The 15,239-nt window shown below is 63.8% G+C and carries 9 protein-coding genes and 3 rRNA genes; 2 read left to right on the plus strand and 10 right to left on the minus strand.

The window, feature by feature from the left end:
- Nucleotides 1-32: 32 nt before the first annotated feature.
- The 10 genes from PBV52_RS07265 to PBV52_RS07310 all read right to left on the minus strand — a co-directional run bounded on the left by PBV52_RS07265 (nucleotide 33) and on the right by PBV52_RS07310 (nucleotide 12,485).
- Nucleotides 33-770 (minus strand): MerR family transcriptional regulator, encoded by a 738-nt coding sequence (locus PBV52_RS07265; RefSeq protein WP_274237470.1) that lies wholly within the window; start codon nucleotides 768-770, stop codon nucleotides 33-35.
- Nucleotides 771-811: 41 nt separating this feature from the next.
- Nucleotides 812-1,717 (minus strand): FHA domain-containing protein, encoded by a 906-nt coding sequence (locus PBV52_RS07270; protein WP_274237471.1) that lies wholly within the window; start codon nucleotides 1,715-1,717, stop codon nucleotides 812-814.
- Between the two features lie 61 nt (nucleotides 1,718-1,778).
- Entirely contained in the window at nucleotides 1,779-2,654 is an 876-nt protein-coding gene (locus PBV52_RS07275) for a DUF881 domain-containing protein (protein ID WP_274237472.1), read from the minus strand.
- A gap of 5 nt (nucleotides 2,655-2,659) precedes the next feature.
- Nucleotides 2,660-2,992: a small basic family protein gene (locus PBV52_RS07280; RefSeq protein ID WP_003988855.1), complete on the minus strand. Its 333-nt coding sequence runs from the start codon at nucleotides 2,990-2,992 to the stop codon at nucleotides 2,660-2,662.
- A complete protein-coding gene (locus PBV52_RS07285; RefSeq protein WP_274237473.1) occupies nucleotides 2,989-3,900 on the minus strand; it encodes a DUF881 domain-containing protein in 912 nt (303 codons plus the stop codon). Before PBV52_RS07285 ends, PBV52_RS07280 begins: the two co-directional genes overlap by 4 nt.
- A 95-nt stretch (nucleotides 3,901-3,995) precedes the next feature.
- Nucleotides 3,996-6,491 (minus strand): mannose-1-phosphate guanyltransferase, encoded by a 2,496-nt coding sequence (locus PBV52_RS07290; protein ID WP_274237474.1) that lies wholly within the window; start codon nucleotides 6,489-6,491, stop codon nucleotides 3,996-3,998.
- Nucleotides 6,492-6,582: 91 nt separating this feature from the next.
- Complete coding sequence (locus PBV52_RS07295) at nucleotides 6,583-7,215, minus strand: CDP-alcohol phosphatidyltransferase family protein (RefSeq protein WP_274237475.1); 633 nt, start codon at nucleotides 7,213-7,215, stop codon at nucleotides 6,583-6,585.
- A 109-nt stretch (nucleotides 7,216-7,324) separates the two neighbouring features.
- Nucleotides 7,325-7,441 (minus strand): 5S ribosomal RNA (gene rrf, locus PBV52_RS07300).
- Nucleotides 7,442-7,530: 89 nt separating this feature from the next.
- Nucleotides 7,531-10,650: ribosomal RNA gene (locus PBV52_RS07305) — 23S ribosomal RNA — on the minus strand.
- Nucleotides 10,651-10,957: 307 nt separating this feature from the next.
- A 16S ribosomal RNA gene (locus PBV52_RS07310) occupies nucleotides 10,958-12,485 on the minus strand.
- The 16S, 23S and 5S rRNA genes sit together here, the layout of an rRNA operon.
- Nucleotides 12,486-13,035: 550 nt before the next feature.
- On the opposite strand from PBV52_RS07310, the gene PBV52_RS07315 reads away from it, so the two are divergent.
- Both PBV52_RS07315 and ptsP read left to right on the plus strand, forming a co-directional pair.
- Nucleotides 13,036-13,485: a PTS glucose transporter subunit IIA gene (locus tag PBV52_RS07315; protein WP_274237476.1), complete on the plus strand. Its 450-nt coding sequence runs from the start codon at nucleotides 13,036-13,038 to the stop codon at nucleotides 13,483-13,485.
- Nucleotides 13,486-13,567: 82 nt separating this feature from the next.
- Nucleotides 13,568-15,238: a phosphoenolpyruvate--protein phosphotransferase gene (ptsP, locus tag PBV52_RS07320; RefSeq protein WP_274237477.1), complete on the plus strand. Its 1,671-nt coding sequence runs from the start codon at nucleotides 13,568-13,570 to the stop codon at nucleotides 15,236-15,238.
- The last annotated feature ends 1 nt before the right edge of the window (nucleotide 15,239 follow it).

The following is a 15,239-nucleotide window of genomic DNA, read 5'->3' on the forward strand; positions in this document are numbered from 1 at the left end:
TGGCCGATCCGCCCTTCCTGTGCATGCCCCGCTCAGGGCAGCCGTACCCCGAGAGCGGTCTGCACCAGCGCGGCGTGCAGCTTCACCGTCAGCCCCGCCAGCTCCTTGGCGCGAGCCTCCGCGTGCGCCCTGGTCTGCGGATTGCGGTGCCGCCTCAGCGGGGCCACGACCTGGTCCACGAGCCCGGCCTCACGGTCGGCGGCGCCCTTCATCACCCGCAGATGCCTTGGCTCGATCCCAAAGCGCCCCAGCTCGGCGACGAGCGAAGCCACGGTGACTGCCTCCGCCTCGTACGCCCCGTCCGGCAACGGCGTGATCAGCCCGTACGACTCCCACTCCTCGAGCTCCTGCTCACCGATCTCGGCGGCGGCAAGCAGTTGGGCCCGCCCGATCCGGGCCGCCGTACGCCTCTCGGCCGGCTCCAGGACGGATTCGCCGTCCCGCTGACGGCACACGGTCGGCAGCGGTGCGGCCTCCCCGCGCTCCATGGCGTCCAAGTGCTCACGGATCACCTTGAGCGGCAGATAGTGGTCCCGCTGCATCCTCAGTACGTGTCCGAGCCGCTCGACGTCCCGCGCGCTGAACTTGCGGTACCCCGAGGGGGTCCGCTGAGGCTCGACGAGGCCCTCCGACTCCAGAAAGCGGATCTTGGAGATGGTGATGTCAGGGAATTCCTCGCGCAGCGCGTTCAGCACCGTACCGATGCTCATCAGCCGACTGTCCGTGGCGGCGATGCCGTGCCCGGCACCGCCGCTCGGTGAATTCAGCATGGACCTTCCCTGGGTCTCCCCGGACGGGCTCCGGGGGAGGGTCAGTAGCCCCGCTGGCTCGCGTAGAACACCAGACGGTACTTGCCGATCTGGACCTCGTCGCCGTTGTTCAGAGCGACCTGGTCGATCCGCTCGCGGTTGACGTACGTACCGTTCAGACTGCCGACGTCGGCCACCGTGAACGAGCCGTCCGGGCTGCGACGGAATTCCACGTGCCGACGCGAGACCGTCACGTCGTCCAGGAAGATGTCGCTCTGCGGGTGCCGCCCGGCAGTGGTCAGATCGCCGTCCAGCAGGAAGCGGCTGCCCGAGTTCGGCCCCCGGCGCACCACCAGCAACGCGGAACCCAGCGGCAGCGCGTCGACGGCCGCCTGGGCCTCGGGCGACAGCGCCGGAATCGGCGTCTGGCCGGTGGCCTCGGCATCGTAGGCCTCGAGGCCCGAAATGGAGATCGTGGAGGTCGTCTCGGAAGGACGCTCGGGCGCCGCACCCGCGCGCAGCGGCGCACCGCAGTTGGAACAGAAGCGGCTGCTTTCCGCGTTGCGGTTACCGCACCTCGTACACACCAGGGCCGACATCGGGGAAAACCCTCCACCCGTACTTGAGGTTGACGGTTGCCCGAAACCTATGCCTCCGGACTGGGCAGGGTCAACTGACGGCGCGCCCTGACCTCCGGGAATGTCACCGCCCGGCCCAGGCACCTGGTCCCTGAACAGCGGGCGCTGGCCTTCCTCGTCCCCCTGTGCGCGATGACGAGCGGTGGCGTTGTCGCTGCCTTCTCGCGCGCTCTTGCCGAACAACTTCGCAAACAACTTCACGGGCGATTCCCCTTGACCGAAACAGACCCGCCCGTGGGGCAGGACGAACCCTGACTGCACTCTCCGAACGACCCGGACACCCTCACAACGTCCGTCTCCACCAGACAGTTTCCACCACGCACCACCCATTCGGTGCGCCGACCCCCCGCAACCTCATGCCCTCGCCGGATGTCCCCCATGCACCCCCGGTTCACTGGGAGGACGACCGAGCGTAGTCAGGCCGCTTCGCCGCTCGCAAGGCGTCCACGACGATCTTGTCCGACCGCTCGATGGTCACGGTGGCCTGCTCCTTCTCGAGAGTCTGCACCACGCCTCCAGGGATGTTGAGCGCCGGCTCGAGGTCCTGCGGTTTGCCGATGACCTTGAAACGATAGGGCGCGTTGATCTTGTTCCCGTCGACGCTCACGCTGTTGCCGGAATCCGTCAGATAGGTGCCTGCGACAACGCGTACGCCGTTCACCTGGATCGCCTCCGCGCCGGCCGCGCGCAGCTCCTGGATCGCGTCGAGCAGCATGTCCGCCTCGACCGTCCCCTTCGTGTCGTCGATGGTCATCGTGATGCCAGGTCCCTGCGCGGCCACCGTGCCCGCCAGAATGCCGAGTTGCCTCTCCTTCTCGACCGTCTGCTTGCGGGCCTCCTCGGCCTGGTTCGAACTGTTCTCCAGTTCGTCCCGCTGCTTCTCGAGACCTTGCTTCTCGTCATCAAGACGCTGAGTACGGTCGTCCAGTTCATCGAGGATGCGAACGAGATCTTCCTGACGTGCGCCACGCAGAGCGCTGTCACCGTCACTGTTCGAGGCGACCTGGACGGCCAGACCGAAGCCGAGGCCGAACAGCAGCAGGGCGACGATGAGTTGGGCCCGGGTCACGCGCGGCGGCCACAGCCCCTTCGCCAGCCGCTGCCGTCCGGTCAGCTCGCTCCGCTGCTCCTCGGGGCCGTTCACGGCCTCAGGAGCGGCGCCCATGGCCTCGGGGGCTTTCACGGCCTCGGATGCGCCGGCGGCCGGCATTTCCTCCGGCAGTTCCTTGCGCAACCTGTTCTCGGGCGTCTCGTCGTGGTTGCTCATCGGCCTCACGCCCGGAACACGTGCCGGCGAATGGCCGCGGCGTTCGAGAAGATACGGATGCCGAGCACGACGACGACACCGGTGGACAGCTGGGCCCCCACGCCCAACTTGTCGCCCAGGAACACGATCAGCGCGGCCACGACCACATTGGACAGGAACGACACGACGAAGACCTTGTCGTCGAAGATCCCGTCGAGCATGGCCCGCAGCCCTCCGAAGACGGCGTCGAGAGCCGCCACGACGGCGATCGGCAAGTAAGGCTCGACGACCGCCGGAACCTCAGGCCGGACCAACAGGCCGGCCACGACTCCCACGACGAGGCCCAGTACGGCGATCACGATGTGCCCTTCTCGGTTTTCTCGGTGTTCGGCTGTGCTGTACGTACGATCACACTCGGTGCGGCGGGCAGCCGGAGGTCGTCCTGCACGGAAATGCCGGTCCTGACCCCGAAGTTCTCCTGCAGGGCGTGCAGATACAGCCCGTCGGCGCTGTCCTGGAACCTGGCGCTGAGCCGCTCCCCGTCGCCCACCGCGAGCACCGTGTACGGCGGAACCAGCGGCTTGTTGTCGACCAGTATCGCGTCACCCGCGGCCCTGATCGCCGACAGGGCCGTCAACCGCTGCCCGTTGATGGAGATCGCCTCGGCGCCCGACTCCCACAGCCCGTTGACCACACGCTGCATGTCACGGTCGCGCACCCGCCCGGTGTCGGAGAACCCGGATGTCCCGCGCGGGCCGCCGTCGGCGCCCGTGGAGGCTTCCTTGGCGTCGTTCACGACCAGCTTCACACCGGGCCCGTGCACCTCGACAGCGCCCGCCAGGATGCCCACGAGCTCCGCCTGGTCGCTGTCGCCGGTCGTCTTCAGCGCCTCGCGCTGCCGCGCGCTCACATCGTCGCGCAGCTTGTCGACGGTCTCCTCCAGCTTGTCCGCCGCCGCGGTCTCACGGTCGATGCGGTCGATCAGTTCCTCGCGCTCCTTGGCCATGACGGGCGCCGCGACCCGCGCCTGCGCCGCCCCCACGGTCACCACGAGCGCCGCGAGCACCAGACCGGCGGCGAGGCCGAGCTTCGCCCTCAGAGTCTTGGGCAGGCCCCCGTCACCCGCGGCCTTCTTCCGTTCGGCGGCCTCGGCGTATCCGTCGTCGAGGCTGTGATCCATGACGTTGGTGAGCAACGACATGGACGCGTCCGGGCGCGAGGGGCGCGTAGGTGTGCTCCGAACGGGGGGCTGCGGCATGCCGCACATCGTCGCACGTCGCGGCCGATACCTCCGAATGGCCCCACCGGCGTGCCGGACGGGCCCCTGGGGCGCCTGTCCGGCACGCGCGCGTACTGGATGCCTCAGCGGCCGGCGCTGTCCACGACCGCCGCCCACTCGTCGAGCAAGGCCTGCGCAGACGCGTCGTCCGGCCCCTCGGCCCACAGATGGGTGACCGCCTCGGCCGGGTCGGGCAGTACCATCACCCAACGCCCGTCGGTCTCCACGACCCGAACGCCGTCGGTCGTGTCGACAAAGCGATCTCCGGCCGCCTCTACGACCCGCCGCATGACCAGGCCCTTGACAGCCCAGGGAGTCGCAAGATCCCGCTTGATGACATGCGCCCGCGGAATCCGCGCGTCGATCTGGCTGAGCGTGAGCTGCGTCCGCGCCACCAGCCCGATCAGCCGTACGAAGGCCGCCGTACCGTCGAAGACACTGCTGAACTCAGGGACGATGAATCCGCCCCTGCCGTCACCGCCGAAGATCGTCGTGTCATCACGCCCGACCCGGGTCAGATCGTCCGGCGAGGTGGTCGTCCACTCCACCTGCGTCCCGTGATACGCCGCCACCTGCTCGGCGATCCGCGTGGTGGTCACCGGCAACGCGACCCGCCCGCTGCGCCGCTCCGCGGCCACGAGGTCGAGCATGACGAGCAGGGCCCGGTCGTCCTCGACGATCCGCCCCTTCTCGTCGACCAGCGACAGCCGCTCACCGACGGGGTCGAACCGCACCCCGAACGCCGCACGCGCGGAAGCCACGATCTCGCCCAACCGCACCAACCCCGACCGCCGGGCATCCGCGGACTCCGTGGGCCTGGACTCGTCGAGCCCGGGGTTGATGGTCAGCGAGTCCACCCCGAGCTTCCCTAGCAGGCTGGGCAGCACAAGCCCCGCGCTGCCGTTCGACGCGTCCACGACGACCTTCAGCCCCGACTCCGAAATCCCGGTCGTATCGACGTTCCGCAGCAACGACCCGGTGTAGGAGTCGAAGACGCTGGCCGGGAAATACAGGTCCCCGATCTCGCCCGGGAACGCACGCCGGTATTCCTGCCGCGCGAAGACCCGGTCCAGCTTCCGCTGACTGCCCTGCGACAGGTCGGCACCCTGTCCGTCGAAGAACATGATGTCCACGGAATCCGGCACCCCGGGCGTCGTCCGGATCATGATCCCGCCGGCACTGCCCCGCGCAGTCTGCTGCCGCGCCACGGGCAGCGGTACGTTCTCCAGATCTCGTACGTCGATGGCGCTGGCCTGCAGCGCTGAGATGACCGCCCGCTTCAGCGCCCGGGCGCCACGGGAGTGGTCGCGGGCCGTGGTGACGGTGGACCCCTTCTTCAGGGTCGTCGCATAGGCACCGGCGAGGCGAACGGCGAGCTCGGGCGTGATCTCCACATTTAGGATTCCGGAGACGCCCCGGGCACCGAAGAGGTGCGCCTGGCCCCTCGACTCCCAGATCACCGAGGTGTTGACGAAGGCGCCGGCCTCGATGGTCTTGAACGGATAGACGCGCACATTGCCCTGGACGATCGATTCTTCACCGATCAGACACTCGTCACCGATGACCGCGCCGTCCTCGATCCGGGCGGCACGCATGATGTCGGTGTTCTTCCCGACCACGCAACCGCGCAGATTGCTGTGTTGCCCGACATACACGTTGTCGTGCACGACAGCCCTGTGCAGAAAGGCGCCGCTCTTCACGACGACGTTCGAGCCGACGACGGTGTGCTCCCGGATTTCCGCACCGGCCTCGACCTTGGCGTAGTCCCCGATGTACAAGGGCCCTCGCAGAACGGCGTCGGCATGCACCTCAGCGCCTTCCGCCACCCACACACCCGGCGAGATCTCGAAGCCGTCGATCTCGACGTCGACCTTGCCCTCCAGGACGTCGGCCTGCGCCTTCACATAGCTCTCGTGAGTACCGACGTCCTCCCAATACCCCTCTGCGACATACCCATAGATCGGCTTGCCCTCCTTCATCAGCTGCGGGAAGACATCGCCGGACCAGTCCACGGGCACGTCGGCCTCGACATAGTCGAAGACCTCGGGCTCCATGACATAGATGCCAGTGTTCACCGTGTCCGAGAAGACCTGCCCCCAGGTCGGCTTCTCGAGGAAGCGCTCGACGCGGCCCTCCTCGTCGACAATGGTGATGCCGAATTCCAACGGATTGGGCACACGCGTCAGGCAGACGGTGACCAGTGCGCCCTTTTCCTTGTGGAAATTGATCAGCTCAGTGAGGTCGAAGTCGGTCAGGGCATCACCGGAGATGACGAGGAAAGCATCGTCCTTCAACGCCTCTTCGGCGTTCTTGACGCTTCCGGCGGTACCGAGTGGCTTCTCCTCGTTGGCATAGCTGAGCTCCATTCCGAGCTCTTCACCGTCACCGAAGTAGTTCTTGACCAGGGAGGCCAAGAACTGAACAGTTACGACGGTCTCACTCAGCCCATGCCTTTTGAGCAGCCGCAGAACGTGCTCCATGATCGGCCGGTTGACGACCGGCAGGAGCGGCTTGGGCATGCTTGAGGTCATGGGGCGAAGGCGTGTGCCTTCGCCTCCGGCCATCACGACGGCCTTCATGTCGGAAGCGTCCTCCTCTAAGAGACGACGGTCTAGCCGACTTCACCCGTTCAGATTGTCCCGCACTTTTCCACCGCGGGCCATCGAGCCGCTACGCCCGCTTCAATCGGCGAGTTCCATCGGCCATGGCGTCCGCACGGACCAGGCGGCGGACCTGTACCACGTAGAGGACTCCTGCCCACCAGTACAGCGTTGTACCCCATCCAGCGAACGCCCATCCGAAAATAGCAGCGAGTGACGGGATCCAGCCACTTCCGTCACTGAGCAGCAACAACGGGAAGGCATACATCAGGTTGAACGTAGCTGCCTTCCCAAGGAAGTTCACCTGCGGCGGCGGATAGCCATGACGTCTGAGGATGCCCACCATCACCAGGAGAACCAGTTCCCGCGCCAAAAGTACAGCGGTCAACCAGACTGGCAGAATCTCACGCCAGGTGAGACCGACCAAAGTCGAGAGAATGTAGAGCCGATCGGCCGCGGGATCGAGAAGCCGGCCGAGGCTGCTGATCTGGTTCCAACGCCGCGCGAGCTTGCCGTCCAGGTAGTCACTGACGCCGCTCAGAGCCAGCACCAGAAGTGCCCAGTTGTCACTCTTCGGCCCACCGAACTCAGGCCTGAGAATCAGCCACAGGAACAGTGGCACCCCAACGAGCCTCGCCATGCTGAGGATGTTGGGGATGGTGAGGACCCGGTTCGTCTGAACACGGGTCTCCTGGACCTCCACCCGGGGGCCTCCTGCGGGAAACGTACCTACGATGCCCCCTGACCTTACCTCAACGCAAAAAAGCTCTGGCTCTTGGGCATGCAGCCCAAGAGCCAGAGCTCTAAAAGGAGTTCGGCGGCGTCCTACTCTCCCACAGGGTCCCCCCTGCAGTACCATCGGCGCTGTAAGGCTTAGCTTCCGGGTTCGGAATGTAACCGGGCGTTTCCCTCACGCTATAACCACCGAAACACTATGAAACTATCCAGCCGCACCACACCGTGACCTGGCATGGGGCTGTTCGTGGTTTCAGAACCAACACAGTGGACGCGAGCAACTGAGGACAAGCCCTCGGCCTATTAGTACCGGTCACCTCCACACGTTACCGTGCTTCCAGATCCGGCCTATCAACCCAGTCGTCTACTGGGAGCCTTACCCCATCAAGTGGGTGGGAGTCCTCATCTCGAAGCAGGCTTCCCGCTTAGATGCTTTCAGCGGTTATCCCTCCCGAACGTAGCCAACCAGCCATGCCCTTGGCAGAACAACTGGCACACCAGAGGTTCGTCCGTCCCGGTCCTCTCGTACTAGGGACAGCCCTTCTCAAGACTCCTACGCGCACAGCGGATAGGGACCGAACTGTCTCACGACGTTCTAAACCCAGCTCGCGTACCGCTTTAATGGGCGAACAGCCCAACCCTTGGGACCGACTCCAGCCCCAGGATGCGACGAGCCGACATCGAGGTGCCAAACCATCCCGTCGATATGGACTCTTGGGGAAGATCAGCCTGTTATCCCCGGGGTACCTTTTATCCGTTGAGCGACGGCGCTTCCACAAGCCACCGCCGGATCACTAGTCCCGACTTTCGTCCCTGCTCGACCCGTCGGTCTCACAGTCAAGCTCCCTTGTGCACTTACACTCAACACCTGATTGCCAACCAGGCTGAGGGAACCTTTGGGCGCCTCCGTTACTCTTTAGGAGGCAACCGCCCCAGTTAAACTACCCATCAGACACTGTCCCTGATCCGGATCACGGACCCAGGTTAGACATCCAGCACGACCAGAGTGGTATTTCAACGACGACTCCACGAACACTGGCGTGCCCGCTTCAAAGTCTCCCACCTATCCTACACAAGCCGAACCGAACACCAATATCAAACTGTAGTAAAGGTCCCGGGGTCTTTCCGTCCTGCTGCGCGAAACGAGCATCTTTACTCGTAGTGCAATTTCACCGGGCCTATGGTTGAGACAGTCGAGAAGTCGTTACGCCATTCGTGCAGGTCGGAACTTACCCGACAAGGAATTTCGCTACCTTAGGATGGTTATAGTTACCACCGCCGTTTACTGGCGCTTAAGTTCTCAGCTTCGCACGCCCGAAAGCGCACTAACCGGTCCCCTTAACGTTCCAGCACCGGGCAGGCGTCAGTCCGTATACATCGCCTTACGGCTTCGCACGGACCTGTGTTTTTAGTAAACAGTCGCTTCTCGCTGGTCTCTGCGGCCACCCCCAGCTCGAGGAGCAAGTCCTCTCACCAAGCGTGGCCCCCCTTCTCCCGAAGTTACGGGGGCATTTTGCCGAGTTCCTTAACCATAGTTCACCCGAACGCCTCGGTATTCTCTACCTGACCACCTGAGTCGGTTTAGGGTACGGGCCGCCATGAAACTCGCTAGAGGCTTTTCTCGACAGCATAGGATCATCCACTTCACCACAATCGGCTCGGCATCAGGTCTCAGCCTTGATGAGCAGCGGATTTACCTACCACTCGGCCTACACCCTTACCCCGGGACAACCACCGCCCGGGATGGACTACCTTCCTGCGTCACCCCATCACTCACCTACTACAGGTCTGGTTCGTCGGCTCCACCACTCCCCTTTGCCCGAAGGCTCCGGGGCGGCTTCACGGACTTAGCATCGCCCGGTTCGATGTTTGACGCTTCACAGCGGGTACCGGAATATCAACCGGTTATCCATCGACTACGCCTGTCGGCCTCGCCTTAGGTCCCGACTTACCCTGGGCAGATCAGCTTGACCCAGGAACCCTTAGTCAATCGGCGCACACGTTTCTCACGTGTGAATCGCTACTCATGCCTGCATTCTCACTCGTGAACCGTCCACAACTACCTTCCGGTGCTGCTTCACCCGGCACACGACGCTCCCCTACCCATCACGATCCCCCGTGGGGGTACATATCGCAATGACACGACTTCGGCGGTACGCTTGAGCCCCGCTACATTGTCGGCGCGGAATCACTAGACCAGTGAGCTATTACGCACTCTTTCAAGGGTGGCTGCTTCTAAGCCAACCTCCTGGTTGTCTCTGCGACTCCACATCCTTTCCCACTTAGCGTACGCTTAGGGGCCTTAGTCGATGCTCTGGGCTGTTTCCCTCTCGACCATGGAGCTTATCCCCCACAGTCTCACTGCCGCGCTCTCACTTACCGGCATTCGGAGTTTGGCTAAGGTCAGTAACCCGGTAGGGCCCATCGCCTATCCAGTGCTCTACCTCCGGCAAGAAACACACGACGCTGCACCTAAATGCATTTCGGGGAGAACCAGCTATCACGGAGTTTGATTGGCCTTTCACCCCTAACCACAGGTCATCCCCCAGGTTTTCAACCCTGGTGGGTTCGGTCCTCCACGAAGTCTTACCTCCGCTTCAACCTGCCCATGGCTAGATCACTCCGCTTCGGGTCTTGAGCGCGCTACTATACCGCCCTATTCGGACTCGCTTTCGCTACGGCTTCCCCACACGGGTTAACCTCGCAACACACCGCAAACTCGCAGGCTCATTCTTCAAAAGGCACGCAGTCACGAGAATGTGCAAGCACATTCCGACGCTCCCACGGCTTGTAGGCACACGGTTTCAGGTACTATTTCACTCCCCTCCCGGGGTACTTTTCACCATTCCCTCACGGTACTATCCGCTATCGGTCACCAGGGAATATTTAGGCTTAGCGGGTGGTCCCGCCAGATTCACACGGGATTTCTCGGGCCCCGTGCTACTTGGGTGTCTCTCAAACGAGCCGCTGACGTTTCGACTACGGGGGTCTTACCCTCTACGCCGGACCTTTCGCATGTCCTTCGCCTACATCAACGGTTTCTGACTCGTCTCACGGCCGGCAGACCGTGAAAGAGAGATCCCACAACCCCGCATACGCAACCCCTGCCGGGTCTCACACGTATACGGTTTAGCCTCATCCAGTTTCGCTCGCCACTACTCCCGGAATCACGGTTGTTTTCTCTTCCTGCGGGTACTGAGATGTTTCACTTCCCCGCGTTCCCTCCACATACCCTATGTGTTCAGGTATGGGTGACAGCCCATGACGACTGCCGGGTTTCCCCATTCGGAAACCCCCGGATCAAAGCCTGGTTGACGACTCCCCGGGGACTATCGTGGCCTCCCACGTCCTTCATCGGTTCCTGGTGCCAAGGCATCCACCGTGCGCCCTTAAAAACTTGGCCACAGATGCTCGCGTCCACTGTGCAGTTCTCAAACAACGACCAACCACCCATCACCCTGCCCCTTGAGGCAAGTTCACTGGGGTCGGCATCACGAGGGGGTTCATTCCCTCAGATACCCAACAGCGTGCCCGACACCCTCGCCACTCGTGATCAGCGTTCCACACTCCGAAGAGCAGTACTAACAGCCCGAGATGACTGACGGTGCCGAATAATCAACGTTCCACCCATGAGCAACCAGCATCAGACATTCGCTGATGTACTGGCCTCTGACCTCACCCCGAAGGGATCGGTAAGAAGTGCTCCTTAGAAAGGAGGTGATCCAGCCGCACCTTCCGGTACGGCTACCTTGTTACGACTTCGTCCCAATCGCCAGTCCCACCTTCGACAGCTCCCTCCCCACAAGGGGGTTGGGCCACCGGCTTCGGGTGTTACCGACTTTCGTGACGTGACGGGCGGTGTGTACAAGGCCCGGGAACGTATTCACCGCAGCAATGCTGATCTGCGATTACTAGCAACTCCGACTTCATGGGGTCGAGTTGCAGACCCCAATCCGAACTGAGACAGGCTTTTTGAGATTCGCTCCACCTCACGGTATCGCAGCTCATTGTACCTGCCATTGTAGCACGTGTGCAGCCCAAGACATAAGGGGCATGATGACTTGACGTCGTCCCCACCTTCCTCCGAGTTGACCCCGGCGGTCTCCTGTGAGTCCCCATCACCCCGAAGGGCATGCTGGCAACACAGGACAAGGGTTGCGCTCGTTGCGGGACTTAACCCAACATCTCACGACACGAGCTGACGACAGCCATGCACCACCTGTACACCGACCACAAGGGGGCGACCATCTCTGGCCGTTTCCGGTGTATGTCAAGCCTTGGTAAGGTTCTTCGCGTTGCGTCGAATTAAGCCACATGCTCCGCTGCTTGTGCGGGCCCCCGTCAATTCCTTTGAGTTTTAGCCTTGCGGCCGTACTCCCCAGGCGGGGAACTTAATGCGTTAGCTGCGGCACCGACGACGTGGAATGTCGCCAACACCTAGTTCCCACCGTTTACGGCGTGGACTACCAGGGTATCTAATCCTGTTCGCTCCCCACGCTTTCGCTCCTCAGCGTCAGTAATGGCCCAGAGATCCGCCTTCGCCACCGGTGTTCCTCCTGATATCTGCGCATTTCACCGCTACACCAGGAATTCCGATCTCCCCTACCACACTCTAGCTAGCCCGTATCGAATGCAGACCCGGGGTTAAGCCCCGGGCTTTCACACCCGACGTGACAAGCCGCCTACGAGCTCTTTACGCCCAATAATTCCGGACAACGCTTGCGCCCTACGTATTACCGCGGCTGCTGGCACGTAGTTAGCCGGCGCTTCTTCTGCAGGTACCGTCACTTTCGCTTCTTCCCTGCTGAAAGAGGTTTACAACCCGAAGGCCGTCATCCCTCACGCGGCGTCGCTGCATCAGGCTTTCGCCCATTGTGCAATATTCCCCACTGCTGCCTCCCGTAGGAGTCTGGGCCGTGTCTCAGTCCCAGTGTGGCCGGTCGCCCTCTCAGGCCGGCTACCCGTCGTCGCCTTGGTGAGCCATTACCTCACCAACAAGCTGATAGGCCGCGGGCTCATCCTGCACCGCCGGAGCTTTCAACCACCACAGATGCCTGCGGTAGTGATATCCGGTATTAGACCCCGTTTCCAGGGCTTGTCCCAGAGTGCAGGGCAGATTGCCCACGTGTTACTCACCCGTTCGCCACTAATCCCCACCGAAGTGGTTCATCGTTCGACTTGCATGTGTTAAGCACGCCGCCAGCGTTCGTCCTGAGCCAGGATCAAACTCTCCGTGAATGTTTTCCCGTAATCGGGACGACACCACGAGAGCGGAACAGCCAGGCGGAATAAGCCCGGCCGTTCACAGCGTCCTCGCTGTGTTTTTTCAAAGGAACCTCGCCCCAGCCTGATGGCCGGAGACGGGGTATCAACATATCTGGCGTTGATTTTTGGCACGCTGTTGAGTTCTCAAGGAACGGACGCTTCCTTTGTACTCACCCTCTCGGGCTTTCCTCCGGGCGCTTCCCTTCGGTGTTCCAAACTCTATCAGTGTTTTTCCGGCTCCCTGACCACCATCCTGCAGGCATGCAGAAGGCGACCCCGAGATAGGATCTGACAAATTTGGTGCTGCCAGGTCAGGACACGTAACCGCGTCACTCAGTCCCAAGCAGGAGTACGACTGTACATGCGGCCGCGGAGCGGGTGCAAATCGACATGAGGTATGGTCTAGACCACTTCGAAGTGCTCGCGCGGAACCTGCACTTCATGTGACATACCCTGCTCAACAGTGTGCCGTCCGCACAGGCAACGACGGCCCATATCGATCTCCACCCCTGGGAGGCTTCCCATGACCACCGTGACGTCCCCACTGGCAGGACGCGCCGTCGGACTGGCATCCGTGCCGGATCCGGTCTTCTCCGGGGCCATGGTCGGCCCGGGCACCGCGATCGACCCCGTGCGTGAGCCCTCCGAGGCCGTGTCGCCCGTGGACGGAGTCATCGTTTCTCTCCACCCGCACGCCTTTGTCGTCGTCGACGAGCAGGGGCACGGTGTGCTCACTCACCTCGGTATCGACACCGTGCAGCTCAACGGCGAGGGTTTCGAGCTCCTCGTGAGCAAGGGTGACACCGTGACGCGCGGCCAGGGCATCGTGCGCTGGAACCCGACGGCAGTCGAGGCAGCCGGTAAGTCTCCGGTGTGCCCGATCGTGGCCCTCGAGGCCACGTCCGAGGCCCTCTCCGATCTGCGTGACGACGGTGATGTGAAGGCCGGCGACAGTCTCTTCGTCTGGAAGTGACGTCAGCGCCGTCGTATGGCGGCAAGTAGGGACGACAACCACCGCGGCGGCGGGACCTGCCGCACTATCGGAGACGGGTGAGATGGAGACAACGCTGCGAGGCGTCGGCGTGAGCCACGGTGTGGCCATCGGCGAGGTTCGGCACATGGGAACGGCGGTCCTCGAGCCGCCTGCCAAGCAGATTCCGGCCGAGGATGCGGAGCGTGAACAGGGGCGCGCCCGCAAGGCCGTCGAGGCTGTGGCAGCCGACCTGATGGCGCGCGGCAACCTGGCGGGGGGCGAAGCCCAGGCGGTGCTCGAGGCGCAGGCCATGATGGCCCAGGACCCCGAGCTGATGGCGGATGTGGACCGGCGTATCGCCGTCGGCAGCACGGCCGAGCGTGCCGTGTACGACGCTTTCGCCGCGTACCGCGAGCTGCTGGCGGGTGCCGGGGAGTATCTTGCCGGTCGCGTGGCCGACCTCGACGACGTGCGGAATCGTATCGTCGCTCGTCTGCTCGGGGTCCCGATGCCGGGTGTCCCGGACAGCGACGAGCCCTATGTCCTTGTGGCGCGCGACCTCGCCCCGGCGGATACCGCGCTGCTGGACCCGACCCTCGTTCTCGGCTTTGTCACTGAGGAGGGCGGGCCGACCAGTCACAGCGCGATTCTGGCGAGGGCACTCGGTGTGCCGGCCGTGGTCGCGCTCCCTGGTGCCGGTGAGCTCGCCGAGGGCACGGTCATCGCCGTGGACGGCAGCACCGGAGACATCTTCGTGAACCCGAGCGAGGAGAAGAAGGCGGAGCTGGAGGCGGCTGCAGCCGCGCGCAAGGCTGCGCTCGCGGCGTCGACGGGTCCGGGTGCCACGGCCGACGGCCACAAGGTGCCGCTGCTGGCCAACGTCGGAGGTCCTTCTGACGTCCCTGCCGCTGTCGAGGCGGGCGCTGAGGGTGTCGGTCTGTTCCGTACCGAGTTCCTCTTCCTCGACGACAGTAAGAAGGCACCGTCGGAGGAGAAGCAGGTCGAGGCCTACCGGCAGGTTCTCGAGGCCTTCCCCGAGGGCCGTGTCGTCGTACGTGTGCTGGACGCGGGCGCGGACAAGCCGCTGGACTTCCTGACGCCGGCCGATGAGCCGAACCCGGCGCTGGGCGTGCGCGGGCTGCGGACGCTGTTGGACCACCCCGAGGTGCTGCGCACCCAGCTGACGGCGCTCGCGAAGGCGGCGGAGGGGCTGCCCGTCTACCTCGAAGTCATGGCCCCGATGGTGGCGGACCGTACCGATGCGAAGGCGTTCGCTGACGCGTGCCGTGCGGCCGGGCTCCAGGCGAAGTTCGGTGCGATGGTGGAGATTCCGTCGGCCGCGCTGCGGGCGCGTTCGATCCTGCAGGAGGTCGAGTTTCTGTCGCTGGGGACGAACGACCTCGCGCAGTACACCTTCGCCGCAGACCGTCAGGTGGGTGCGGTCTCCCGGCTGCAGGACCCGTGGCAGCCCGCGCTGCTCGACCTGGTCGCGCTGTCCGCCGAGGCGGCGAAGGCCGAGGGCAAGAGCTGTGGCGTCTGTGGCGAGGCGGCGTCGGATCCGCTGCTGGCGTGTGTGCTGACCGGTCTGGGGGTGACCTCCCTGTCCATGGGGTCGGCGTCGATTCCTTACGTCCGGGCGACGCTGGCGAAGTACACGCTGGCGCAGTGTGAGCGTGCCGCTGCGGCCGCACGGGCGGCGGACAGCGCCGAGGAGGCGCGCAACGCCGCGCAGGCAGTGCTGTCCGGCGAGTAGC

The organism is Streptomyces sp. T12 (assembly GCF_028736035.1).
Lineage (GTDB): Bacteria > Actinomycetota > Actinomycetes > Streptomycetales > Streptomycetaceae > Streptomyces.

Excerpts from the sequence above, each read along its gene's own strand:
- PBV52_RS07265 (WP_274237470.1), bottom strand. The coding sequence starts at position 770 with ATGCTGAATTCACCGAGCGGCGGTGCCGGGCACGGCATCGCCGCCACG.
- PBV52_RS07270 (WP_274237471.1), bottom strand. The coding sequence starts at position 1,717 with ATGGGTGGTGCGTGGTGGAAACTGTCTGGTGGAGACGGACGTTGTGAG.
- PBV52_RS07275 (WP_274237472.1), bottom strand. The coding sequence starts at position 2,654 with ATGAGCAACCACGACGAGACGCCCGAGAACAGGTTGCGCAAGGAACTG.
- PBV52_RS07285 (WP_274237473.1), bottom strand. The coding sequence starts at position 3,900 with ATGTGCGGCATGCCGCAGCCCCCCGTTCGGAGCACACCTACGCGCCCC.
- PBV52_RS07290 (WP_274237474.1), bottom strand. The coding sequence starts at position 6,491 with ATGAAGGCCGTCGTGATGGCCGGAGGCGAAGGCACACGCCTTCGCCCC.
- PBV52_RS07315 (WP_274237476.1), top strand. The coding sequence starts at position 13,036 with ATGACCACCGTGACGTCCCCACTGGCAGGACGCGCCGTCGGACTGGCA.
- ptsP (WP_274237477.1), top strand. The coding sequence starts at position 13,568 with ATGGAGACAACGCTGCGAGGCGTCGGCGTGAGCCACGGTGTGGCCATC.